The sequence below is a fragment of the Bacteroides sp. D2 genome, assembly GCF_025147085.1.
GTDB lineage: Bacteria > Bacteroidota > Bacteroidia > Bacteroidales > Bacteroidaceae > Bacteroides.
The window spans coordinates 4,276,505-4,302,278 of sequence record NZ_CP102261.1 but is presented as its reverse complement, the minus strand read 5'-3'; the positions used below and the strand labels follow the sequence as shown (position 1 = coordinate 4,302,278).

Sequence of the window (25,774 nt, the reverse complement as noted above, 5' to 3'; positions counted from 1 at the left end):
ACCCACTATCATTAGTATTCCTTGAAAACGTATAATGCCAGAAATACTGTTAATCCACTATTATTTTACTCTATTTCTCTCCAATCCGTGTATAACTAAATCCCATTTCTTCCAGCTCCACACGATTCCAAATGTTACGTCCATCTACGATATACTTATCAGTCATCACCTTCTGAATCACGTTCCAAGTAGGCAGGCGGAATTGTCGCCATTCGGTCATCAGCAGCAACGCATCAGCACCATCGGCACAGTCATAGAGATTTTCAGTATAAGTCACAACATTGCCGATACGACGTTTACATTCAGGCATAGCGATGGGATCAAACACTTTCACGGTAGCACCATCCTTCAGCAACTTATCAATGACTACTAGAGCTGGAGCTTCACGCATATCATCAGTATCAGGTTTAAAAGCTAAACCTAACATAGCGATAGTTTTACCTTTTACATCACCCATCAAACGGATAAGTTTATCATAAACAATACTCTTCTGACGGTCGTTGACACGTTCCACCGCTTCAATCACCTCCATGTGATAACCGTTGTCGATACCTGTATGCATCAAAGCTTTCACATCTTTCGGAAAGCAGCTACCGCCATATCCGCAACCGGCATAAAGGAATTTTTGCCCGATACGCACATCAGCTCCAATACCTTTGCGTACATGGTCTACGTTAGCCCCTACTCGCTCGCACAAATTAGCTATATCGTTCATAAAGCTGATACGGGTGGCCAGCATGGCGTTAGCAGCATACTTGGTCATTTCAGCACTAGGTATATCCATAAAAATTACACGGAAATTCTGGAGCAAGAAAGGTTGATAGAGCTTGGTCATCACCTCTTCAGCTTTCTTGCTCTCAACGCCAACTACCACCCGGTCAGGACTCATAAAGTCTTTGATAGCGGCACCCTCTTTCAAGAATTCGGGGTTACTGGCTACATCGAAGGGTACATCTGCCCCACGCTTGTCCAACTCCTCTTGAATGACAGCCTTCACTTTTTGAGCAGTACCCACAGGTACAGTAGATTTGGTGACCAGAATGGTATATTTATTGATATTTTGTCCAAACTGGCGGGCTACGGCAAGCACATACTTCAGATCGGCGCTACCATCTTCGTCAGGAGGAGTTCCTACTGCGGAAAAGACGACTTCCACATCATCCAAAACTTCGATCAAATCTGTTGTAAAGTGAAGGCGCCCATAGCCAACGTTGCGTTTTACCAATTCTTCCAATCCTGGTTCATAAATAGGCATTTCACCGGCTTTCAACTTGCTAATCTTATTAGTATCTACGTCAACACAAGTCACAGTGGCACCCATTTCTGCAAAACAAGTACCGGACACCAAGCCAACATAGCCTGTGCCTACAATTGCTATATTCATATATTATCATTATTGAGTACTTACTATTTTAGGTATTTATTCTTCCTTTACTGTATGTTCTCCATAGCCGTATCCATAGCCATAACGTTTACCATAACCATAGTATTTACCATATTTACCGTAACCATAATAATAACCATATTTCTTCTTTTTGAGATCAAGACCATTAATAATGGTACAGATATTGGGAAGTTTATTATCAGCAGCCAACTCATTAATCAAGGTAAACTCTGCTTTTCGGCTATAATCAGCACGACATACATAAACAGACAAGTCAGCAACACGACCTACAAGCAAAGTATCAGTAACCATACCAGCAGGGGCAGTATCCAAAATTACATAGTCAAAGTTCTTTTTCAATGTTTCAATCGCTTTATCTAAACCATCACGAGCCAGTAATTCCGTAGGATTAGGTGGTACTATTCCACCAGGAAGAATATATAAATTCTTACTAACATCCGAAGGCTGAACGAAATCCATTAGATTCTTCTCCGGATTTGACAGATATTGAGTAATTCCTTGCTCCTTTCGGGGGATATTAAAAATTTTATTCAAACCGGGTTTACGAATATCAAGCCCTACAATTACTACCCTCTTTCCTAACAAAGACAGACTAATCGCAAGATTTGAAGAAATAAAAGACTTGCCCTCACCACTAACTGTCGAAGTCACTAAAATTACTTTCTGATCATTCTCAAGCATAAACTGAAGGTTAGTACGGATATGACGGAAAGTCTCACTCATTAAAGTATTTTGATTCTCAAACACAGCAATAGAACCTGCTTTCTCGTTGGTTAACGGTACATCACCGACAATAGGTAACCTTGTTAATTTCTCCACATCACCACGACCTTCAATCTTGAATTTAGTAAGACTGATCAGGAAAATGATACCGACAGGCAAACCTACTCCCAACACTAAAGCAATCATATAAATCATTTTAGGTTTCGGAGATACCGGGCCGCCTTCAGCTACTGGCTCATCTATAATCTTTGCATTATTTGCCGTAGCAGCTAACGTAATAGCATTCTCTTCACGTTTCTGCAAAAGCATCAAATAAAGCCCTGCCTTAATTTCCTGTTGACGTGCAATACTTACATATTGTCTTTCCTGTCCCGGAGCATCACTGATACGACGGGAAAAACGACTAGCTTCACGATCCAAATCAGCCTTGACTATAAGCAAACCCTGTAACGTTCCGTTAATAGCAGCTTTAACATTCGCCTTCATTGCACGAATACTCATATCCAGATTTATAATCATCGGATTGTTTTCAGTTGAAGTACGCAACAAGCGTTTACGTTCGATAACCAATTCATTATAACGTTCTAATTGAGTAGTCAGTCCATTGTCTGTTAAACCAATGTTACTGGGAAGCACCTCATATTCATTCAATGGATTATTGATATATTTCGCAAGGTCACGAACCAAATTAATCTGTGTACCATTCTCAACCCTTTTCTTTTCATATTCAGCATTTCCTGATACAGCCAATTGAGCATCACTGCTTATATCCGTCAAACCGGCATTCCGCTTAAATGTCTCCAGCTTTTCTTCCGTATTGCCCAATTCCTCGTCTATAATTTTAATACGCTCATTGATAAATTCTCTCGTCTTTTCAGCCACTTCATTTTTATCATTGTTTGTATTCCGGTTATACATTTCCATCAGTTTATTGATAAAATCTTGTCCACGCTGAATATTTGTATTGACCAATGAGACTGTGGCAACAGAAGTTGCTTTTGAGGTTGGTGCAATCGTTAATGCCCACTGATATCCCTTTGCCATTCCAAACGGCTGGCTAACTACCGCACTGATGTGCCGAACATCCTTCCGACCTTCGATCTGGCCGTTTAACAACGAATCTCTTAATGTAAATCCAAAGGTTCCTACATTAGTAGGAAATACGGCCGGCAACTTGTCAAATCGCTTATTATATTCATTCAAACCCACTTTCAAATTCACATCCAGCCCACCATCGGAAGACAGTTGCATGTCAATCAAAGCCGTACTCGGAAGTTTGTCCGCTTCCTGGGCAGTCAAATTCACCACAACAGGAGAAGTCTTATACATCTCACGCTTGGGAAATTCATCCTCATCATAATAAGTAATATATAGTTCCAGACTATTGACGACCTCCTTGAGTATGGACTTTGAACGGAGTACTTCTATTTCATTATCAATACTCTGTGCTGAAGTAATGACTCCTCCTAATCCCAAGTTTTCTAAATCTGCCGATCCCGAATTTCCTCCCTTCTTATCATCCTTTATCATGATAGAAGCAGAAACCTGATACACAGGGGTCTGAAAATATAAATATCCCCAAGCACCTATCAAACAAATCAATATAGAAGCCAAAAACCAAGGCCAATGGATTATATATCTGAAAAGAAGTTCCTGATAATTGATTTTCTCCTCATCCTGTTCATTCATATTATTTTCGTACGGGTTTTCTTTCATTGTTGATCAATTATTTTATTAATTTTATCGTAATATACCTATTAATAAATTGGCTATTGACATCAAAATTGAAATGCCAGAGAACCACAGGCCGGTACTAGTTCCAACATCCGAATTCTTCGCCTTAGTCTTATTAGGTGTCACATAAATTATATCATTCTGCTGTAGCTGATAGTAAGGAGACAGTACCGTTTCAGCCTTATTCAAATCCATAGTAATAATTTCCTGCTTGTTATCTTGCCCTGTCCTGATTAATTTCACATTATCACGCACACCATAAATGGTCAAATCACCTGCCATTGCTAGAGCTTCCAAGAGATTAATCTTCTCGTTAGAGACTACAAAGCTGCCTGGTTTATTAACCTCTCCCAATACCGAAATCCGATAATTAACAATACGCACAGTTACAAGCGGTGCCTCTTTCAAATAAACCTTCAACTTATCTATGATTAAATTTTCTATTTCCAGCTTAGTCAATCCACCTACATGAATCTCACCCAATACTGGAAAGTTGATATTCCCCTGATTATCTACCAAATATTGCTGTGGAGCATCAGTACTCGAATTTACCAGATTGAAAGGTGCAGCCAGTTCCGGAGTGGAACAAGACACGGCAATCGTCAACAAATCCTTTGGCATTACCTTCACACCTGTCTGAAGAACACTCTGTTCTGTATCATTCACAAAAGCCGTATCCTGCAAATAAGGTACTTTCTTATATGATTGGCAGGATACCAGCAAAAAAGCAAGTAACGCACCCAAAGTCAATCGTTTCAATTTTCTCATAACCACCTACTCATGTAATTTTACAACTATTGATTTAATTTTTACTCAATTTCCAATTCCTCACCTAATAAGCCTCTTTATCCCCGCGGATGACATTATACACAGTCTTATACATGATATATAAGTCCAGAATGAACGTCCAATGCTCGATATACCAGATGTCACGTTGCACACGTCCTTCCATCTGCCAAAGCTCCTTCGTTTCTCCACGAAAACCTGTCACCTGTGCCCAGCCTGTAATACCCGGTTTCACAAAATGACGAACCATATATTTATTTATCAAATGGGAATATTCTTCTGTGTGCTTCAACATGTGCGGACGGGGACCCACTAAAGACATATCCCCTTTCAGTACATTAATAAATTGAGGAAGTTCATCCACATTCGTCTTGCGAATCAGATTACCGATACGGGTTTTACGAGGATCACATTCCGTAGCCTGAAGCGTATCACTTTGAGCATTCACCCGCATCGAACGAAACTTATAGCACCAAAATTCACGACCATCCTCACCGCTTCGTTTCTGTTTGAAAAAGACAGGTCCAGGAGAACTTATCTTTATAGCCAGTCCCACAATGATATATATAATCGGGAAAAGGGTACAAAGGAACAGTAACGAGCAAATAATATCAAAGCCACGTTTCACAATACGATTTTCCAATAACTCAAGCGGCTCACGACGGATAGAAAGTACCGGAACATTACCTAACATTTCAAAATACATTCTCCGTTTCAGATAGTTCCGGACATTGGGAACGCTGAAAAAACGAATCAGATGATTCTCACAATAGTTGATAATCGGCACAATTTCAGCACTACGGGCGGAAGGAAGACTACAATAGAGCTGGTCCACCTTTCCCGCATTACGGGTCAAATAATCAACAGCTTCACACGGCTGTCCCAAATATGCTATATTCATAGGATAGCGGTCTGACGGAAAATCTTCAAAATATCCCAATACACGATATCCGGATGTCGGATCATCTGTCATGGAATGATAAAGTTCCTGCATATTTTCATGGCTACCCACCAACACTACCTTTCGAACATTTTTTCCACTTTTGCGATAAAGCTCCAGAATAGATCGGAACGTCAGACGATAAGAAATGATAACGATAATGAGAACTACGTAAAATATCCCCAACTGACGCAGATTGACACACTCAAAATGGAAAATGTATGAAAGCCCAAAGACTATCAATACAAAAGGAATCATGTTCCGTGCCACCCGAAGCATGATTTGCTCCGGACGAACCACCGGACGGTGAAGGATCACTCCGGAACGAATGTTGCAAACCAGATAACATAAAGTCATCAAAGCCATGTTCTGGAAAAGAGATACGGAATACTCAAAAGGAGAACGGTTTCCCCAAAGAGAACCGAACACCCACAACAGTAAGTTCAGTAAGATGATGTCCCCTGAAAGGACAAAAGATTTTAGGACTTTATTAAAACGTTGGACTTCCTGCACAATTTTATTTTTTTCTTAATCAAATTTCCTCCTATTATCCGTGTTTCTTCCTATACTTGATATAGAACTCCACACATTCATTTGCTTTTTTCCGAAACTCTTCTTCAGTAGAAACGTCATAGAAAAAGTTTAAAAGACGGATATAATGACTCACGACCTTATCGTCGCCTTTTTTAATTGTTCATAGGTGTCCGAACTCATATGTATCTCCTTAAGCATATCTCTCACAGTTACACCTGTATTCTTAAGCAACCTCCCCATTACAAAACCGAGTATACAATGATGCCATTTTCTTTTCATTTTCCGATTCTTATTAATTGTTAAAATATTGAATTATATATTATTTTCATTCGCTGGGTTTCAGATATGTCTGAAACCTCTATTTCCAGTTTTTCCTACTTTCGCACCGCGTTTTGAAAATTCAAGGCGATAACTTCAAATAATAAACATTATGACAAACGATTTCAGAATGTCTTATTTCATGCCTCCCATTGCTCCCATCAAAAATGAACTGGGGCGGATTGTTACTCCTGCAACACTTATTCCCTCCTGCGAAGTCTCCGTAGAACAAGTTTTTCAAATGATAACCTGCAACGAGAATCTCAAAATTCTGACCGAGCAAGTACGCAATTCCGGAGATATACGGACAGCAAAGGCATCACTATTGCCTTATGTGACTCCCTGTGGTACGTTCTCGCGTCGAAACAGCAAATGTTTCGTAGCTTCTTCACATCTGGTGGTGGTAGATATCGACCATCTCGACTCCTATCAGGAGGCAGTAGAAATGCGCAACACATTGTTTAATGACCACCTTCTGCGTCCTGTACTCACGTTTATCAGTCCCAGCGGACGGGGTGTGAAAGCATTCGTACCCTACGATCATTTACCCATGGCTAACGACACAAACAGTATCATCGAAAATATGAAGCTGGCAATGATGTTCACCGTGCTGCTCTATGATACGGAAACACCTCCCCCATTCGGAGAAAAACGCAAAGGGGTAGACTTTTCCGGCAAGGACATTGTAAGGTCTTGCTTTCTTAGTCATGATCCGGGAGCATTGTTTAGAAACAGCAAATAATTAGATATTAAAAACTATAAATTAAAATTATGGACGAAATTGAATCATTATGCCGCCTCTGTGAGGCGGTTGAAATTGCAGGAGCGGATATTGCCCCTACGTATGCTGAATATGTACAACTGGCGTTCGCCATCGCAACGGATTGCGGAGAAGCGGGACGCGAGTTTTTCCATCGGTTGTGCCGGGTGTCTGCCAAGTACGAACGGGAACATGCCGAACGGATATTCTCTAACGCACTTACTACCCGGCATGGAGATGTCCATCTGGGCACTGCATTCCATCTTGCTGAAAGGGCGGGTGTAACTCTCTGCAAAGAGGAAATGATGAACCACCGGAAAAATGCAAAAAATGCAGGAAATGCACCGGCCAAAAATCTCACACACACGCACGTATATAATAAGGTGGACAATGAAGAACCGGACGAATCCGAAGAGCTGCAGGACGGGAGTGACCCGAACCAGCCATTGCCCTCTTTCACCGAAGCGGACTGGCCGAAAATCCTGTTGCTCATCATGAGTTATGCCACCAGCCCCACACAACGCGATGTCATGCTGCTCGGAGCATTGACCGCCATAGGTGCCAGCATGGAGCGATATGTGAGATGTCCATACGCCGGCAAACTCCAGTCTCCTTGCCTGCAAAGTTTTATTGTAGCCCCTTCCGCCTCGGGTAAGGGAATTCTTTCGTTCATCCGGCTGCTTGTAGAGCCTATTCATGACGAGATCCGCCAAAAAGTAGCGGAAGAGGTCAAGGCCTACAAAAAAGAGAAAGCCGCCTATGATACCATGGGAAAGGAGCGCTGCAAAGTGGAAGCTCCTCAAATGCCCAAAAATAAAATGTTTCTCATCTCGGGCAATAACACCGGAACAGGTATTCTGCAAAATATCATGGATGCCAACGGCACAGGACTTATCTGCGAAACCGAAGCGGATACCATTTCCGCTGCTATCGGCTCTGAATACGGACATTGGAGCGATACACTCCGCAAAGCATTCGACCACGACCGTCTGTCGTACAATCGACGCACCGATCAGGAATACCGGGAAGTAAAAAAAAGCTATCTCTCCCTCCTGCTTTCCGGCACGCCCGCACAAGTAAAACCACTCATTCCCTCGACAGAGAACGGTCTCTTCTCGCGCCAGCTGTTTTATTATATGCACGGTATATGGACATGGATCAACCAGTTTGAAAGTGGCGAAACCGATCTGGAAGCCATCTTCACAGGCATAGGCCTGGAATGGAAAAAGCAACTGGACCTGATGAAAGCACACGGGCTTCATACGCTCCGGCTCACTGATGAGCAAAAGCAAGAGTTCAATGCCCTCTTTGCCGATCTGTTTTTCCGCTCGGGACTTGCCAACGATAACGAAATGAGCAGTTCCATAGCCCGACTGGCTGTCAATACATGCCGTATCATGGCAGAAATAGCTATGATTCGTGCATTGGAATGCGACCAGCCTTATCAGTTCAAGGATTCTTCCGCCCCTCTGCTGACTCCTGACAAGGAGATTGCCGCCGATAATATCAAAGACGGCATTATCACCCGTTGGGATGTGACAATCACCGCTGAAGATTTCCATGCGGTGCTGGAGCTTGTAACTCCGCTCTATCGTCATGCCACACATATCTTATCTTTTCTTCCTTCCACAGAGGTCAAACATAGAGCCAATGCCGACCGGGATGCACTTTTTGAAATAATGGGCAACCAGTTCACCCGCGCACAGTTGTTGGAGCAGGCTGAAAAGATGAAAATCAAACCTAACACTGCTCTTAGCTGGCTGAACCGTCTGATAAAAAAAGGATTGCTTATCAATACAGACGATAAAGGCGTTTATACGCGCACGCATGTGTGCGTGTGTTAGGGAACCCTCGGAAAAAGTGCATTTTTTGCATTTATATAACAACAGGACGTTTCATGAATCCTAAAGCGGCGCTTTAGAGGTGGTAAAGCATAGCTTTACGATTGCTAAAGCGGTGCTTTACTTTTCCGCTCTTCTAAGGTTCTCCCAAGGCGTCTACAATCACTCTCACCTCCAACGGGGTGAATGAGCGGCGCTTTGATTCGTAACCTAAGTCGTACAGGCGTTGCAGAAGTCCGGGACATAAAGAGATCCATTTCTTCATCTTTCGATATGCAGCAATGTCAGTTAGTTCCGGAGAATAAAGTTGAGCCAGTTCCATGCGGCCGTAGGCGCGTATTTTGAATTCGTTCATGATGAATAAGTTTCTGATTTACAGTTACAAAAATAACAAAACATATTCACATATCCTACGTTTTTCCATTGAATAACCGACCGTTACTGCGCATAATTGACAACAATCGCGTGCAACTGTAGACTATTGATTTCTGCGGGTTTCAGGGTTGTATCTTTGTATCGTCGAAAGGGAAAAGAATCCCCCGGACACAATGTTTAACCCTTTAATTTATTGTTTTATGATTCGTTACAAAATTTATCAAAACCAACAGCAAAAAGGCCTGAATGCAGGCAAGTGGTTCGCCCGTGCGGTAAGCGACGAGACGTTTGATTTGGCCAAGCTTGCCGAACATATGTCGAAACACAATTCACCGTATTCCGGTGGTGTCATCAAAGGTGTACTTTCCGACATGGTAGACTGCATCAAGGAACTGCTACTCGACGGCAAATGTGTGAAAATCGACGACCTTGCCATCTTTGGTGTGGGCATCCGCAGTAAGGCAGCTGATACGCTGGAAGATTTCTCATTGGAGAAAAACATCACTGGTATGCGTCTGAAAGCTCGTGCTACCGGTAATTTGTCAACCACCAACCTGAAACTCGACAGCCAGTTGAAACAGCAGGCCGAATATCAGAAACCAACAACTGCCGGAGGAGGTTCTGATTCGGGTGATACCCCTGATCCGAAACCGGATGGTGGCGGTGAAGCGCCTGATCCGGCTGCTTAATCCTAAATCCTTTATTTTTAATCTTTAAAAAAGTAACATCATGAGTAATTCATCTTCTCCCCGCTCCGTATGGAGCTTCATCATCAAAGTGATTATCACCGTTGCCACCGCTATCGGAGGTCTGATCGGAGTACAGAGCTGTATGTAGCCCTATGCATACCATCACTCTGATTATCATTCATTGCAGTGCCACGCCGGAAGGAAAGTCCCTTTCGGCGGAGGCTTGCCGTCAAGATCATATCTTTCACCGGAGATTCCGTGACATCGGCTATCATTTCTACATCACCCGGGACGGAGAAATCTGCCAGGGCCGTCCTCTGGAAAAGGTCGGGGCACACTGCCGTGACCATAACACCCATTCGATAGGTATTTGTTACGAAGGAGGACTGGATATGGCGGGACGTCCCAAAGACACGCGTACATTGGCACAACGGGCTTCTTTGCTCGGTCTGCTCCGCGAATTGAGGAAAATATTTCCTAAGACGTTGATTGTAGGCCATCATGATTTGAATCCGATGAAGGAGTGTCCGTGTTTTAATTGTACGGAGGAGTACCGGGAATTAGATGGTATTATCTAAGTATATTGACCAGCAAACTGGCAATAGATACCAGAATGGAAAATCCCGAAACCCACATCGTCGTACTTGTTCCGATGTCTGCGCTCTGCGCTTTGGTTTTATTAGGAGTGACATACAGGATGTCATTCTGTTGCAACTGATAGTAAGGAGATAATAACAAATCCGCGTCGTTCAGATTGAGTGTAACAAACTGTTTATGCCCATTCCTGTCTTCGCGGATTAGTTTTACATTATCACGAACACCATAAATAGTCAAATCTCCTGCCATAGCAAGGGCCTCGAGCACATTGATCTGCTCATTCACCACCGGATAAACACCGGGAGAGGCCACTTCACCCAAAACGGAAACTTTAAAACCGGACATACGGACTACTACCGTAGGTCTTTCTTTCACGTAAGATTTCAGTCGCTCCGTTATCAGGTTTTCAGCTTCACGACTTGTTAAACCGTTCAAAGGAAGTTTTCCTAAAACCGGATAATTGATATTTCCCTGATCGTCCAATAGAAACGTACTGCCTTGCGCATTGAAAGGCTGCGAAACAACCGGATCGGAAGTGGAAACAAGAATGGAAACTTCATCACCCGGTATCAGCCTCGCATCCTGAACAGGGGCTACTTGCGTATTCGCCTGTTTCAGAATCTCCGCATCCTGCAAGTAAGGTACTTTCTTATAGGACTGGCAAGCCGAGAGAAAGAAGAAAAAGAATATCAGTGCAAAAGCACCGGATAATTTCGTATTCATGTAAATGGTGGATAAATGATGACGGGATTAGTTTTTCTCGCAGATAGCCTCGACATAACCAATAGGCATATTGACACAAGCGCATCCCAGCATATTCAGCCGGACGGCAATCTTGCTTTTGCCATCGACATTGACCAGTTCACCAACCAGCCCGGTAAGAGGTCCTTTCACAACACGGACTTTCTCACCACGTGCCAAAGGAGAGCTGTTCATACAAATAGCTTCCTCGGAATAGTCGAGCATAAAACGGAAACGAGCCATCTGCTCATCAGGAATTACCGCCGGAGAGCTCTCACCACGCATCACCATATAACGGCTAACTGTAGAAAAACCCAGAACTTCTTTGCGTTCTTTCGGATTTACGTGCACAAATACCATCATTGGAAGAAGAACAGACTCAACTATTTTGCGACGGTCACTCCACTGATGAATTTCTTGTTGGACAGGGACGAAATTCTCGATCCCCATTTTGTCTAAACGTTCGGCTACCTTCTTCTCGTGGTGCATACGAACCAGAGCAACATACCAGCGTTTAGAGTGTGCTACGCCTTCCCCTGTCCCATCGCTAGGCCCAGCACTAATTGATTTTGGTTTTGTTAAAATCATGTTTTTTTACCCCATGTTATTCCGTTACTTCTTAGGTAACGGACAATACACACACAAGGCGCGCGTCTCTATAAAAATGGAAATCACATATAGGAATAGGGCACAAGAAAGGAACTGCCTAATACTCAACAGGAAAAATCCAGAGATTAGGCAATAAAAAGTTTAGAGCATGAAAATAAAGTTATTTCATGTTCGGATAGTTTTTTTCCTATATTTCAGATAAAACGAAAAAAAGTGGAAGAATATTTGCTTACTATTTATGTTTTTGTCTATCTTTGCGTCAAATTTAAGTTCCGTTACCTAAGAAGTAACACACATACTTTAGTTCTGAATACTAATACTTTACACTTTTCACCCTGCCTACACAACAGTTTTTAATGTAAGATAAATTCCCTTTATTTACCTCTGTACGTTCTTTAAGTCCAAAGCCTTTCAAATAGATTTGTGTGGTTTTTATAGATTTATGGCCTAATGATTCACTAATCATTTCAATAGGTACTCCCCGATACTTCGCTGTCGTTGCCCAAGAATGGCGAAGTGTATAGGAAGTGACGGGAGATTGCAAATGCAAAGCTCTTGCCAAGTCCTTCAAACAATTATTGAATTGGCGAAGAGCGGACTGATATTCCCGATACCCTCTTTCATCCAGACGTTTTTGATCGCCGCTAAGGATGTCAAACAGATAATCCGGACAATCGGGTTGTGCATCTTCCCTATTGCGAAGCTGGTTAATCATTTCACTGGCTGTATCAAGTACTTCCACACTCATCGGGGTTTTAGTTTTGATACGGTTGTATCGCAACACATTCTGTTCCAAAGCCGATTTCTCCAGGTGAGCCAGATCAGCGAACGACATTCCACAAAACTGGAACATCAGGGCAGCAATAGCCTGTGTACGACGCAAACGCTCCGACTTGGGGTCCTCATACAGAAGCTTATGCAATTCGACAGCAGGCAGGGCCTTCTTCTGGCGAACATCAACACCGGTATAAACATCATGAAATAGTCGCGGCACATAAGGCGCAATGCCCGCTTCTACTCCCCGGTTATAAATACTACGAAGCATACGCATATACGTAGAGATCGTGTTGGGCTTCAAGCCACACTCGTAAAGATACTGCCCGTAGCGTCGTAAACTTTCCCGGGTGACTTGTCTGAACGACACATTGAGCGTGCCGCAAAACTTGCTGAAAGAGAAGAGAGCATTCTTGTAGACATGCGCCGTAGAATAGCGTCCCTCCTTTCGCAAACGGCCGATGTAGAACTCTGCACATCGGCTAAATCCATTTTTGTTCCTCATTACATCACTAGTTATTTTATATATTATGCCATTTGGCTAGCGGCAAAAGAACGAATCTTTTTGTGTGTTCCAGATAAACTTTTTAATAAATATAGTTAAAGAGTTTTTTGCCGTTTTTATTCTATTAGTAATAAAAAAAGTCATCCGGCTTTGCCCATCATGAGGATGAAACAAAGTCGGATGACCTTCATTTTGTACGCTATTATCTTATACGTATGTTTCCAGCAATTTCACACTTCCTCCTTCGGGAGTGATAGTGACATCTTGCGTGGTAGCAGGCAACAGGATAGATTCTCCTGCACTAACAGTCAGTTCATTACCTTCATTGTCTCTCATTGTACATGATCCTTCCATACAGATAAAGATCACGAATGAATCGAGTTCGGAATAGTCGCAACTGATTTCTTCAGTCATGTCATACAGAGAAGTCGTGAAGTAAGTGCAAGCAACCAGTTCTACCGGTTCGTCCTTCAACGGTTCGTATTTAGTGCGATAGTCATCCAACACTTCGTAGTTGATGGCTTCACGAGCTAAATCGGTGTGAAGTTCGCGGGTTTTACCATTCGCATCTTTACGGTTGAAATCGTAGATACGATAAGTTATATCAGAAGTTTGCTGAATCTCGGCGATGAAAGAGCCTGCCCCGATGCTGTGCACGCGTCCGGCAGGAAGGAAGAATACATCACCCGGATGAATTTCATATTCCTGCAATACGTCGGTAATCGTATTGTTCAACACGCGTTCTTTATATTCTTTCGGGGTAATCTGTTCAGAGAATCCTGAACGCAATTTAGCTCCTTTGTCGGCATCTACCACATACCACATCTCGGTTTTCCCCATCGAATTGTGGCGTTTCTTCGCCAACTCATCTGTTGGGTGTACCTGGATTGACAAATCCTGTTTAGCGTCGATGAACTTAATGAGCAGTGGGAATTTGTTGCCGAAACGGGCATAATTCACTTCACCAACCAGCTCCTCGCGATACTTTCTTACCATATCGGCCAAGGTCAAACCTTTATCCGGGCCATTAGCCACTACGGATTCATTGTTCTCAACGCCAGAAATCTCCCAGCTTTCTCCTACTCCTTTCAAGTCTGAATTCAAATGCTTGAATGGAATAATTTTGTCGCCCCCCCAAAGCGTCTGCTTCAGAATAGGTTCGAATTTTAATGGATACATTTTTGTTTTTCTTGTTATAAACTTAGATTAAATTCGCTCGGATTGTTACAATCCGGGAACAAACATACAAAAAATAGTTCAGTTTTTAAGAAAAGGAGGATGAAAATTCATTTAAGAAATCATCTTTAGTTTGCATGTGGTTATTTCTTCTGCATTTTCATCACTTTTCCCATCTCTTCAAGATTGCTCCGGGCTGCCTCACTCCCCTTCTGAATAGCTTTATTAAATTCAAGAATGGCTTGTTCCGGCTGACCGTTCAGCAGATAATAAGCTCCGTTATTATTGGCATATTCAGCTGTTTGGGGATTCGATTTATCCAAATATTGCCGGGCAGCTGTCAGGTTTCTTTCGGACAAGGCAGTAGCTGCTGCGTTCAGATTAGTATCTTCGGCATCGGCTTGTGCGGCTACAGTAATATCGGTGGTATAATCGACCCGGCAATTCACCTTACGGAGCACCGGATAGAGTTCTCTTAACATGACACGATAGGGAACGCCACCATCCACTTTTTTCAGTTTCTCTTTCCGAAGGGAGATGTCAGCAGTGTGTTCGATGATGTCGATCAAAGTGGCTTTCTCTTTCAGGGTGGAAGCCTCCAATGATTTCAGCAGTCCGTCCCAGTTTTCTCCGCCGAAAGAGACATGGCAAAGTCCGGCGGGGATCTGCCCTTGCGCGGTCAGATAGTTTTTCAGTGTTTCGGCACGTTTGACGGACAGTTGTTCGTTGAGTTTCAATGCACCTTCGGGCGAGGCAAAGCCTTCGATATAAATGCCTTTGACATTCAGCCCCTTATCATTCAGTGTTTCGGAAAGCATTTTCCGGATGTTCTGCAATTCGGATGCGTTATTCATATAATCCGGCAGGATCACGGATTTGTTCACCGGGAATTCCAGGTGGGCTTCGTATTGTTTGCTACGTACTTCCAGTCTGTCGGCCGATAGCTGAATATGCGACAGTATAGGATGGATGGCAGAAAGGCGTTTGATTTCGGTAGAGATTTCATTCGGAATCAGTTCTTGTGCCACTACTTCCTGATGACCTCCGCAGCCGCACAGGTTTTCTTCGAGATTCAGGGAAGCATTTTCCATCCAAGGCTGATAAGGAATGATTTGTGTATAGCTTATCACTTCCTTTTTATTGGATGGCACTCCCAGACTGGTTTCGCTGTTCAATGCCATGGAACGGACATAGGCTTTCTGCCTTCTGCGGCCATTGATGATAATTTCGGGCAGCGTAAGATTATGGTCGGCACTTACCAGCATGGGGGTAAGCGTCAGTGTACGGTCGTTGTCGACTTTCAGGTTTCGCATATCTATCTGCATATCTATGTAGAGAGATTCTCCCTGTTGCCATAAGGAGACACCGGTGATGCTGATGGCATCGTTATAGTATTTCTGTGCGGCGGCCGGAAGAGCAACAACAAGACACAACACAGCGTATATCAGTTTCTTTTTCATAACTATCTTATTTTATAATGTATATAATGTTGATACCTACTTTGGTAGGGCCAAAGTAATTTTTGTGTCCGCTGTCGAGCTTGCTTCCGCAATGACCGCAATTATACTTATCGTAGTTGATGCGGGCGTAGCCTACCCCGATGGTAGCTTCCATGCTCCAGCGTTTGTTCAGAATCCATTGGTATCCATAAGAGATGCCGGCTCCGTAAAGGTTCCCCTGATAGCGATGATGCCCTAAACCCAGAATATCCAGATTGCTCACATTAAAATCCGCATAATGGGCATGCAGACCGAAAAAATGTCCGTAAAACCGTTCGCACAGCCAATAACGAAGTTCCGGCTGTACGAGCCAATGCTTGATTTGTTTATTATCCGAGAATTTCCACGGATTATAGTTGCCGGATACGTCAAGAGTCAGTTTCTTGCCGAGTCCGACTTCAAATCCGAGATTGGCAGTCGTGGTGGCCCAATACAGTCCGTTTGTCTTGATGGCAAATTTCGGCATATAGTAGTTTTTTTCCTGCCCATACATACTACCGGTGAATGTGAACACCAGGATAGCTATCAGGAGATATTTGATTCGTTTCATATCATTCTGTTTTTATTATTTTAATACTATTTCCGGACTTTGAAGCAGCTCTTCTACCCGGTAAGCAGCAGTATACCCCTGCAAAGTGAATCTGACTACATCACTGGCTTTAGATCCGGCAGCTATCGTAAATGAATAGTTGCTCCGGCTGTTTGCCGTGAAAGTGGGAACAATACCCGTATCCGAAGAAGTGACCCTGTAATTAGGGATTCTAAGCAGATTATTGTTCTGATATACCCGAATAGAGTTGGTGACGGCCACTCCGCGTTGCAACACAGTTCCAATGCCGATTGTTGTCGGGCTGAACCCCGGGGCGGAGATAACGATATTTTCATCACTCACTGCTTTCGCTGTTGTAAATATAACAGTTTGAACGCCGGAAAGTTGCGATGCATAAGTATATTGGTAACCGCCGTTAACGGGAGTCCATCCGCTTTGCGTGGTATGCAGGTTTCCGGTGGCAATAAATACTGTCAATGGATAGCTTACTGGGTAGTCGGGATACGATGGTATGGTAAATGTAAATTGGGCTGTATTATTGGTGCCATAATCCACCAGATTATTTCCATTGACGGATACATCGGTGAAGTGTCGTGATTTCACTTTTATTTCCTGCGTTTTGAAAATATCATTGGCTATCAGAATTGTTTCGTCACTATTCTCAAGACTGGTGCGGAAGTTCAGTGTTTTGGTTCCGGGCTCGGTTGCCCAGTAGATATATTGGTAACCACCGTTGGTGTATTCTATCTGCAGGTTCTTGTTGGGAGCTACCGGATAGAGATTGGCGGTAGTGATAGCACACTTCAACGGATAAAGGTACGACGGTATATTGGCAGGTATGGTAAACTGAAGCGTCATGTCCTGATCGCGCGCCGTATATACTTCCGGCGACAAGGAGGCAGGGTCAAACTGATACAGCGCGCTCGATACCACGGTGATGGTACGGGATAGTATCCCGGCTTTCACGGTGATGGTAGCTTCCTGCTGTCCTGCAATGATACGGGATACATCGGCGGTAATCGTACCGTTGCCGTCATAATTCAGGTTATGGAGTATGTTTCCCTGGTCTTCGGCCAGGACTACGCTAATTTTTGAATGATCGGCCACTCCGTTTTGCGTGTATTGGGCCGACACGTTTAAAGTGCCCCCTCTGACAAACAGGAAGTGAAGACGGTCCACCGTCAGTACATTATTATTGTTGTCGGCAATGGTAGGAGAATCTTTGAAAATCTCCGCATATATATTGTTGGAAGATTCTGCGCTCTTGGCATCGTCAAAAGTCGTACTTCCGTTGGCGTTTTCGCTAAAGGATTTTATCACCACCCGGTAGTGGTAATTTCTGACGACGGTATATGGTTTCTTATTGCTGTCGAGCAGCTGAATCTTATAATATAGTACATCAGTCTTTCCTTTCAGGCGGCCGCTAATGATGATATAAGTCTGGTCGTTGAAATAGTTTTCGTTTTCAAACATATACTTCGGTTCCATGGTGCAATCGTCAGAGGTCTGACTGGCTTTGGGAGTGGAGCCATGAGCCAGGGTCGGTTTGCCGTCCATAATCACAAACGGAGTGACGGCGGCATCCGGGTTGAATGGAGCTGCCGTACCGCTGCTTGCATAATTACAGATGGCGTATCCCGTTACTTCAAAGTTTTCGGCTTCATTTTCCACGGTCACTTTAGCCTGATTGCGGTAAAGAATAATCCGGGGCGAATCAGTGGCAGAGGCGAGGACTTGCCTGCCCCAGAACACCATTTTAGTGCTGGTGAAGGAAGGGATCAGTTCTCTTTCATCTTTTTGCAAAGCGGCACGTTCGTCGAAGCTATCCCACTGGTCGTAGTTGGCTATGACATGGATGATGCCTGTATGATCGGGAATTTCTGCCTGAAAGGTTCCGACTCCGTTATCATAACCAATCAATAGAGACGGATGCACTCGTCCGATGAAAAGTCCGTCGGCATCGAAGGCCATCAGCCAAAGGTCGTTCACTGTATTTTCACTGGCCAGGGCACGGCTAAGTACAGTTTTATAATCGGGTATGTCGACAGAAAAACGGAAAGTAGTCCCGTTCTTTTCCGTTGACGGATTCTCCGGGCTGTCCTCGTATGTACACGAAGCCAGCAGAAGTCCGAAGAGGGTTATATAATAGATAAATCTTTTCATACATTTCTAATTTTATTCCATTTGTTGTGTTACCGGATGTCACGGACACAGCGCACGGCTGCGTTCAGAGGGCCGAAACTGTTTCCATTTCCCACCCGAGGGTCCATAAAACGGACGGCACTGGCGGCACTGGAGCTCCAGTAATAATGTCCTTCCAAAATAGCTTTTACTTCAGCGACTTTGACGTTTTGCAGGATGTCTATCAGATAGATTTCCGCTTGTGTAGGCATACGCCAGTCGGAGTAGGTTTCGCCGGTAGTGGCGTCTCTTTCCACATAATCACGGCATTTGATTCGTGACTTGACGTATGAATCGGCCGTTGTTGTTCCATATTGCGAAGCAAGCATCATGTGTGGAGAGATTCTCCGGTTGTTTTCTTCCGTATCGATACCGGCTCCTTCACTATCTCTCAAGGGGTAGCCTAACACGGCATTGTCACGTATATAATCGGTATAGGACTTTCCCAATGCCGGGTCTGGGTCATAGTGGGAAAAGCCGGTGCCGAACGGTTCGTCAAATTCATCCGGATAGGGAAGCGCGGAGAAGTCGGCGACAAACGAATTTATGATATACATTTTCGTATTGTTCTGTCCGTCGCTTCCACCGGGTACGTCTGCCGACGTATCGGAACCGAGATATAAAGCCGGATATTGGGAGACGGTCACTTGTTGCGTCAGCCCTGCCCCATTCTTTACCTGGAAAGTTATTTCTTTCGCCAGGAAATTTTCAGGAAGTGGGCTTGTGATGCTGATGGTTCCCGATTTCGCATTCGGGGTGGATACGATTTTTATATCTTTGCCACCGTTGGTTGCGGAAACTCCGTTCACCGTAATATTAGTTATTTCCACGTCCGGTGTAGAGGACTGGAAGGTGGTGGTGAACTGGGTACTGTTGGGCATGGAAATCTTCGTATCTTTCACGTAGATGAAGTTGACACCTTCTACGGATACCAGTATTTCATGGGTAGTCCAGTCCTGTATCGTATAGCTGGCGTTCAATTGCACGGCAGAATGAGGATCGGTGTCTCCCTGCTTGTCTATATTCACCAGGATATCATAGAGATGATTGCGTTCCAGTTTATAGAGGTTTTCTTCCTGTCCGGCGGTTCCGTCCGGCAGACGGTAATTGACCGGTACCCGGTAATAGTTCTGCGCTATCGGATGGTTATCCGCATCTTTTACAGGGACATTGACAAGCACATACGTTTCGCGGTTCGTATCTTTCGTCCAGTCGTTAGCGTATGAATATAGGATGAATTGATCCTTGTATCCTGCACCTGTGTTCCGGGCGGTAAACGAATTCATGGTTTGCAATTGCGTGGGTATCACTGCTCCCTGTGCAATGGATGAACCGTCAGCGGCATAGTTTACTATTTTCTTGGAAGGCGTCTCACCGTCCAACGGAGTGAATCCGTTCACATAGTTCAATGTGATCCTTATCTTAGCGGCAGCACGCCGGAGGGTGACGGGAATCTCTTTGTTAGCGATGATTCCGTCATTCAATACCATCGTTTGCTCACCGTCCATCAGGAATGTATCTTGCTTTTTATCCGCATCCAGTACAGGAGCAGCCAATGCTTTCAGTTGGGTAAGGGTCAATCCGGCTTCGGGAATGGTTGCCGTATGATTGGCTATGACATAGACGGAATGTTTCACATTCAATGCAAATTTTTCCTGTGCCACGTCCTTTAGTACTTCCGTATGTTCTCCGGTTCCGGTCAGTTGCGGAGAAAAGGTGAAGTGCCGGTAAAGCAGACAGTCGTCTGCTCCTTCCCGGTAGATGAAGACATCGAGTGTTTGTATCGTATTCTCATTCAATGCGTCTTCACCGGCTTCTTCCGTAACTGCGGCCCTGGAGGTAACGGGACGTGGAATGGAAAGTTTCAAAGTGATCCCGTTCACATCTGATACCCCGGTGGATTCCACCGGAGATTCATTCTCGCAAGAGGTGATGCCCCAGAGTAACAGGAACATGAACGAGAGTATATATAGTTTGTTTTGTTTCATAATTCAAGCTATTTATATTCAGTTTGACTGATTAATATATCCGTATCGTTATCGCCCGGAAATGGACGAATACCGTTCTGCAACGGGTTAATTTTTAGTTTCACACCATCTACGGTGATATAGAACAAAGTATGCTTGGCGGTTCCATTCCAGGGTTTTGCGGCACCTATCTTTATTTCGTAGGCGGCATCCCGGGCTATACCTTTGGAGACTGCCGGGGTTCCGGCAACAGAGCCGGCGGTTCCGAATGCAAAGTCAAGGCCATTGGTTAATGTAGCTGTCCATACAGCACCTGCGGGTGCGGTCAGGTTGAAGCTATAATCAGCATAGGAAGTTTCATTGCGGGCTTCGCCCTCCCATATATATGGGAATTGCACCACTCCGGTAGTGGCTCCGGTATCGCTGCCATTGAAAGATTGGAGGCGGTAGTCGCCTTCGGTCACTTCATGTCCGATTTCGGAAGATACGACGCTCCATGGATAAGGGGTCGTTTGGATTACCAACTGATTGTCGGGATGATCGAGCATAGCCATCACACGATAAACCGTATTATGCAACAGGCTGTATTTGTTGGTAGTCTGTCCCTGGTCTGTGAGATACCCTCTGTATGTATAACTTATGCCGTCGAACAGTGCCGTTATGCGAATGTAGGGTGTGTTTGCATCCGGTTTACCATCGGGAACCATGTTCCGGTATGTGTAAAATGAAGCTTTCGCATTGGCGGGAATGATTTCCGACAAATCCGATGGCATAGGTTGCAGGGTTCCGTTCTCTGTGATCGGAACTGTTACATTTTGCATTTTGGCATCAGCAGGCATTGTCACACGATCGGGATTTCCATAAGTGGTAAGCACCTGATTGCGAAACTCGACCGAAGTGACCGTTACAGTGGATTGCGCCAGTTCCTGATTTTTGAACATATAGATATCCAGCCGTGCGGCCAGCCGTTGCATGGGAATTTCGGCGACGACATATTCACTATTAATCGGAACTTCTTTTTTTCCGACCATCAGAATGCTGTTGCCACTGAAAACATTACCGGAGACTGTCAGATTTTCCAGTTGTTCCAATGTGAGTGCGGAAGTTACCGGAGTGGAAAACGTTTTGTCCGGATCATTATAATTGGCAATCGCATAGATTATTTTTGTCTGCGGCGACACGTTGACAGAACGTGAAAGTTCTTTCAGTCTTTGCGGAGTGAATTCCGGAATGAGTTCCGAATATTCGCATCGCTGATCGGCTTTATTGAATATATAAAGCGCGAGACTGGAAAAACTGTCATCGCCTCCCAGTGTGAGCTTCTCTTCTTTCGGGGTAGTCCTGATTAGAAAATTAAGCCGGGCCTGATTGTCGGCCGTGTCTGATACGGGCGTCTCGCTTTCACTGCATGAATAAAGAGAGAAAGCCAGAAGAAACAGATACAAACAAATCCGATATTTAACTATTAATTTCATATATTTGGGGGTTATTGCCCCGGTCTGATGACTTCTTCGTTCCAGGGTTTTACTGTAATAGCGGTTCCATTGAAAAGAATACGAATGCCTATCGTCACTTCATTGATACCGTCTACGGTAATGTCATTTTCCTTCATGAAGTCTTTCAATTGCAGCGTATGGAGCTTTTCATTGGTCTGCGTATCGTGCAATTGCAGATATACTTCATTCTCATTATTAAATCGTAACACGTTGAACTTCGCGCCAAACTTTTGTGTGCCGGAATCAAAATTAACCAAAGGAAAATAAGAGATTTGTTCGTTTGAAAACGACTTGGTGAAATTCACTGTCGGACTCAAGTTTCCCATTTCCATGCTGACGGGTGAGGTGACCGTCCGTGCATTGCCGGCATCCAGTCCTTCCAATTCTACAAGCATCTTTATATGTGCGCTGCTGAAAGGGACGGTGTCCACCTTATAATTTTCATTGGTTATCGTGATCTCTTTTTCTCCAAAATACAAGCTGTCATTCGTTGTTATCAGTTCTTTGGTGAAATAATGAGGTGCTCCGACAAGGTTATTGTTTAATGAAGCACCTTCATTGATTCGTGTATCGCCGAAGGAGTTTCCCCAGCAAACCACATGATACTGACCGCTTGGCAGATTTAAGGTGGTGCCCTGTTGGCGATGCAGCTCGCTCTTGTTCAGGGCAGTTTTCTGTATGCATACTTTATCCTCATTGTATACATACATATCCACCTTTTCTATTTTCTGAAGAAAGATATCCCGTGTTCCGTCACCCAGATAGTCGAAGTACAAAATTGTCTCACAATCATCCAGATTTTCTTTGATACACCCTGTCACTGTTACCAGCAACAAGGCGTATAGCATTATCACCTTCTTCATATTATTGGTTTATGATACTGCCGGAACTTATTGTTCCAAGTCAAATCCCGGAGTGATTGTTTCTTCATTCCACGGAGCCACTGTGACGTGTACCAATACGTTGTATTGTACGTTTCCAAGGTCGTTGTCCAGCATAGGTATCAGCTCGATTTCCATGTTATAAAGAGTACCGGGTTTAAAGTCGGCAGCAGTTAGTTCTGTGTTTATTTCCTTGTAATATTTTACAATGTTGGCGAAACGTGCGCTATTTGCCAATGCGGGATTAAATACCTCGGTATCGGTAGAAGCCAGTCCGTCGATCACCAGGTCGGAAAGATCCAGGTGCAGTTGCGGGATAGCTGTGCCGGGGAAGAAATTAAAGGCATAACACTTGCCGGACAAATCCAAAGGCAGGTTAGCATACGTTCCATCTGCCGAACTGTAGACCTGATAGCTGGCAAAAGGAGCCGCATCAATGATCGGGTTGGTGTCGAATGTCCACATTCCCTCGTGGATATGTCCTTCGGCTGTTGAATTCATCAGGAGATTCTCCAAGGTTCCCGGTTGGTTGTAGGTATTGTAGAAGTTACTCATATAAAGACCTTTCACGTTTCCGGAAAACTGCGTCCATGTGACAGTTGCTTTTTTGGTTGCTCCTCCGATGGAACGGGTGAAATCAAAATTGCCTGCATTCTTGAAGGAAATTTTAGTGATTTGCAGACGGGCAACGATGGGGGCAATGGTTACGTTAGCCGTATAGGTCTTACCGGATGTCGGAGTCGGTTCAATCGGTTCGTCAACGATTGGTTTCAAATCATCGTCCATTCCATAATAAAGTACCGCGCTTCCTTGCTGTTCCGCCAGTTTGGTATTAATTACATTATTATTTACAGCATTTCCCGGATTACCGTAAATATATACTTTTGAAACAGATTGAGGAGTATTGATGAATTTCAGCCCTTTAGCCGGATCCGTCAACTTATTCCAATCAGAGTTGAGCACTTCATCTTTAGTGACGGATTTGGAGGTTATTACCTTTCCATTGGCGTCGGTCAGATTGATTAATACACTGTTTACATTCTTGATGTCTGATGTGATAATATCCGTTGGTGAAGAGGCTCTCGAATTGGTTGCGCTTTTAATACCGCTCAATGATACTGATAGAGAGTTTATTTCGTTCTGTGAAACAGAGATATCATCTTTGTCACTGCAAGAGAATAGGATAAGACCCGTCATTCCTGCCAATAATAACTGTTTAATTTTCATATCTTCTAAAAAATAAATGTTTATAAATTTGTCCCATACCAATAATTTTACGTACGTTCAGTTGGGCAAATTATAACAACACCTCTATGGAAATGTTCCACCCTCCTGTTCTTTTGTGGTATAATTCAGGGTAAAAATGGGGTATTTAATGTTTTTTATCCAATTTTGTAGCGATTACAACTTAAATCTCTTTCCGGAAAAGGAACATAAAGTAATAAAGCTAAACTTTCCTAAAGCACCTGCTATATTTAGTCGGAATAATTTGTGAGTAAGAAAGAATTTCCCTTTATTTGCAGGAAATTTTTAATAATACCAGACATGAATAACACATTCCCAACAGAAGGGAATCTATCAGGGCTCAGCCAGAAAGATTTCCAAAAGGATATAAATGATAAGAAAACTGATTTATTTATCCTCAAAAACACAAAGGGAATGGAAGTAGCTGTAACCAATTACGGATGCGCCATTCTTTCTATCATGGTACCGGACAAAAACGGTAAGCATGCTAATGTAATCCTCGGACACGACAGCATCGACCACGTCATCAACAGCCCGGAACCTTTCTTAAGCACTACTATCGGACGCTACGGCAACCGTATTGCGAAAGGAAAATTCACTTTGTTCGGTGAAGAACATGAACTCACAATTAACAACGGACCTAACTCTCTGCATGGTGGACCTACCGGTTTCCACGCCCGTGTTTGGGATGCTGTCCAGATTGATGAGAGCACAGTGCAATTCAACTATGTTTCTGCTGACGGCGAAGAGGGATTCCCCGGCAATCTGGAAGTGGAAATGACTTACCGCCTGGAAAACGAAGTAAATGCACTGACTATCGAATACCGCGCTACCACCGACAAAGCTACAGTCGTTAACTTGACTAACCACGGTTTCTTCAACCTCGCCGGTATTTCCAACCCTACTCCTACCGTTAACAACCACATCGTTACGATCAACGCTGATTTCTATACTCCTATCGACGAAGTTTCTATCCCTACCGGTGAAATTGCCAAAGTAGAAGGTACTCCGATGGATTTCCGTGCTCCGCACACTGTAGGCGAACGTATCGACGACAAATTCCAGCAGCTGATTTTCGGTGCAGGATATGACCACTGTTATGTACTGAACAAGATGGAAAGCGGTTCGCTCGACCTGGCTGCCACTTGCAAGGACCCGGAAAGCGGACGTATCATGGAAGTATATACCACCGAAGCGGGTGTACAACTCTATACGGGCAACTGGCTCAACGGATTTGAAGGTGCACACGGAGCTACATTCCCTGCCAGAAGCGCTATCTGCTTTGAAGCACAGTGTTTCCCGGATACTCCGAACAAACCTCATTTCCCATCGGCTACTTTGCTGCCGGGTGATGAATACCAACAGATCACTGTCTACAAATTTACGGTAGAAGAATAAGATTTGAAAAATAACTAACCTAATTTTATAAACTAACATTTTTTTTGAAC

General features: G+C 43.9%; 22 protein-coding genes. 6 read left to right on the top strand and 16 right to left on the bottom strand.

Features of this window, described 5'->3' with window-relative positions; translation table 11 throughout:
• Window positions 1–70 precede the first annotated feature (70 nt).
• The 4 genes from NQ505_RS15235 to NQ505_RS15220 all read right to left on the bottom strand — a co-directional run bounded on the left by NQ505_RS15235 (window position 71) and on the right by NQ505_RS15220 (window position 6,101).
• Complete coding sequence (locus tag NQ505_RS15235) at window positions 71–1,384, bottom strand: UDP-glucose dehydrogenase family protein (protein ID WP_008999191.1); 1,314 nt, start codon at window positions 1,382–1,384, stop codon at window positions 71–73.
• A gap of 36 nt (window positions 1,385–1,420) precedes the next feature.
• Complete coding sequence (locus NQ505_RS15230; protein WP_008999190.1) at window positions 1,421–3,844, bottom strand: GumC family protein; 2,424 nt, start codon at window positions 3,842–3,844, stop codon at window positions 1,421–1,423.
• 24 nt (window positions 3,845–3,868) lie between these two features.
• The gene (locus NQ505_RS15225) at window positions 3,869–4,630 is read right to left on the bottom strand and encodes a polysaccharide biosynthesis/export family protein (RefSeq protein ID WP_032853553.1); all 762 of its coding nucleotides are present in this window, start codon (window positions 4,628–4,630) and stop codon (window positions 3,869–3,871) included.
• Window positions 4,631–4,694: 64 nt separating this feature from the next.
• Window positions 4,695–6,101: an undecaprenyl-phosphate glucose phosphotransferase gene (locus NQ505_RS15220; protein WP_008999188.1), complete on the bottom strand. Its 1,407-nt coding sequence runs from the start codon at window positions 6,099–6,101 to the stop codon at window positions 4,695–4,697.
• Between the two features lie 451 nt (window positions 6,102–6,552).
• Between NQ505_RS15220 and NQ505_RS15215 the strand changes: the two genes are divergently transcribed.
• Together NQ505_RS15215 and NQ505_RS15210 are read left to right on the top strand one after the other, a co-directional pair.
• Complete coding sequence (locus NQ505_RS15215) at window positions 6,553–7,182, top strand: BT4734/BF3469 family protein (RefSeq protein WP_008999187.1); 630 nt, start codon at window positions 6,553–6,555, stop codon at window positions 7,180–7,182.
• A 29-nt stretch (window positions 7,183–7,211) separates the two neighbouring features.
• Window positions 7,212–9,044, top strand: a complete 1,833-nt coding sequence (locus tag NQ505_RS15210; RefSeq protein ID WP_008999186.1) for a DUF3987 domain-containing protein — start codon at window positions 7,212–7,214, stop codon at window positions 9,042–9,044.
• Between the two features lie 133 nt (window positions 9,045–9,177).
• Here the strand turns inward: NQ505_RS15210 and NQ505_RS15205 are convergent, their stop codons facing one another.
• Window positions 9,178–9,396: a DUF4248 domain-containing protein gene (locus NQ505_RS15205; protein WP_004297475.1), complete on the bottom strand. Its 219-nt coding sequence runs from the start codon at window positions 9,394–9,396 to the stop codon at window positions 9,178–9,180.
• 220 nt (window positions 9,397–9,616) lie between these two features.
• Here NQ505_RS15205 and NQ505_RS15200 point away from each other — a divergent pair, with 220 nt between their 5' ends.
• From NQ505_RS15200 to NQ505_RS15190, 3 genes are read left to right on the top strand one after another with little or no spacing between them, the layout of a single operon-like run.
• Window positions 9,617–10,105, top strand: a complete 489-nt coding sequence (locus NQ505_RS15200) for a DNA-binding protein (RefSeq protein ID WP_004307288.1) — start codon at window positions 9,617–9,619, stop codon at window positions 10,103–10,105.
• 40 nt (window positions 10,106–10,145) lie between these two features.
• Window positions 10,146–10,253, top strand: a complete 108-nt coding sequence (locus NQ505_RS15195) for a smalltalk protein (protein WP_004297473.1) — start codon at window positions 10,146–10,148, stop codon at window positions 10,251–10,253.
• Window positions 10,254–10,257: 4 nt separating this feature from the next.
• Window positions 10,258–10,683, top strand: coding sequence for an N-acetylmuramoyl-L-alanine amidase (locus NQ505_RS15190; RefSeq protein WP_008999185.1), 426 nt, complete (start codon window positions 10,258–10,260; stop codon window positions 10,681–10,683).
• Here the strand turns inward: NQ505_RS15190 and NQ505_RS15185 are convergent.
• The 11 genes from NQ505_RS15185 to NQ505_RS15135 form a co-directional block, all read right to left on the bottom strand.
• Entirely contained in the window at window positions 10,676–11,425 is a 750-nt protein-coding gene (locus tag NQ505_RS15185; protein ID WP_004297470.1) for a polysaccharide biosynthesis/export family protein, read from the bottom strand. The two genes, NQ505_RS15190 and NQ505_RS15185, sit on opposite strands and share 8 nt — an antisense overlap.
• 27 nt (window positions 11,426–11,452) lie before the next feature.
• Window positions 11,453–12,031, bottom strand: coding sequence for a UpxY family transcription antiterminator (locus tag NQ505_RS15180; protein ID WP_008999184.1), 579 nt, complete (start codon window positions 12,029–12,031; stop codon window positions 11,453–11,455).
• A 334-nt stretch (window positions 12,032–12,365) separates the two neighbouring features.
• On the bottom strand, window positions 12,366–13,331 hold the full coding sequence (locus tag NQ505_RS15175; RefSeq protein ID WP_008999183.1) for a tyrosine-type DNA invertase cluster 3b: 966 nt from the start codon (window positions 13,329–13,331) through the stop codon (window positions 12,366–12,368).
• A 207-nt stretch (window positions 13,332–13,538) separates the two neighbouring features.
• Window positions 13,539–14,510 carry a type I phosphomannose isomerase catalytic subunit gene (locus NQ505_RS15170; RefSeq protein WP_008999182.1) on the bottom strand — a complete coding sequence of 324 codons (972 nt, stop codon included), beginning with the start codon at window positions 14,508–14,510 and terminating at the stop codon, window positions 13,539–13,541.
• Between the two features lie 140 nt (window positions 14,511–14,650).
• Window positions 14,651–15,967 carry a DUF3868 domain-containing protein gene (locus NQ505_RS15165; RefSeq protein WP_008999181.1) on the bottom strand — a complete coding sequence of 439 codons (1,317 nt, stop codon included), beginning with the start codon at window positions 15,965–15,967 and terminating at the stop codon, window positions 14,651–14,653.
• A gap of 7 nt (window positions 15,968–15,974) precedes the next feature.
• Window positions 15,975–16,556, bottom strand: coding sequence for a DUF3575 domain-containing protein (locus NQ505_RS15160; protein WP_008999180.1), 582 nt, complete (start codon window positions 16,554–16,556; stop codon window positions 15,975–15,977).
• Window positions 16,557–16,571: 15 nt separating this feature from the next.
• Window positions 16,572–18,719, bottom strand: a complete 2,148-nt coding sequence (locus NQ505_RS15155; protein ID WP_008999179.1) for a hypothetical protein — start codon at window positions 18,717–18,719, stop codon at window positions 16,572–16,574.
• A gap of 29 nt (window positions 18,720–18,748) precedes the next feature.
• Window positions 18,749–20,725 (bottom strand): fimbrial protein, encoded by a 1,977-nt coding sequence (locus tag NQ505_RS15150; RefSeq protein WP_008999178.1) that lies wholly within the window; start codon window positions 20,723–20,725, stop codon window positions 18,749–18,751.
• A gap of 8 nt (window positions 20,726–20,733) precedes the next feature.
• The gene (locus NQ505_RS15145; protein ID WP_008999177.1) at window positions 20,734–22,179 is read right to left on the bottom strand and encodes a DUF4906 domain-containing protein; all 1,446 of its coding nucleotides are present in this window, start codon (window positions 22,177–22,179) and stop codon (window positions 20,734–20,736) included.
• An 11-nt stretch (window positions 22,180–22,190) separates the two neighbouring features.
• Window positions 22,191–23,063, bottom strand: a complete 873-nt coding sequence (locus tag NQ505_RS15140; RefSeq protein ID WP_008999176.1) for a FimB/Mfa2 family fimbrial subunit — start codon at window positions 23,061–23,063, stop codon at window positions 22,191–22,193.
• A 27-nt stretch (window positions 23,064–23,090) separates the two neighbouring features.
• Window positions 23,091–24,308: a hypothetical protein gene (locus NQ505_RS15135; RefSeq protein ID WP_008999175.1), complete on the bottom strand. Its 1,218-nt coding sequence runs from the start codon at window positions 24,306–24,308 to the stop codon at window positions 23,091–23,093.
• Window positions 24,309–24,626: 318 nt separating this feature from the next.
• On the opposite strand from NQ505_RS15135, the gene NQ505_RS15130 reads away from it, so the two are divergent.
• Window positions 24,627–25,724, top strand: coding sequence for an aldose epimerase family protein (locus NQ505_RS15130; protein ID WP_008999174.1), 1,098 nt, complete (start codon window positions 24,627–24,629; stop codon window positions 25,722–25,724).
• The last annotated feature ends 50 nt before the right edge of the window (window positions 25,725–25,774 follow it).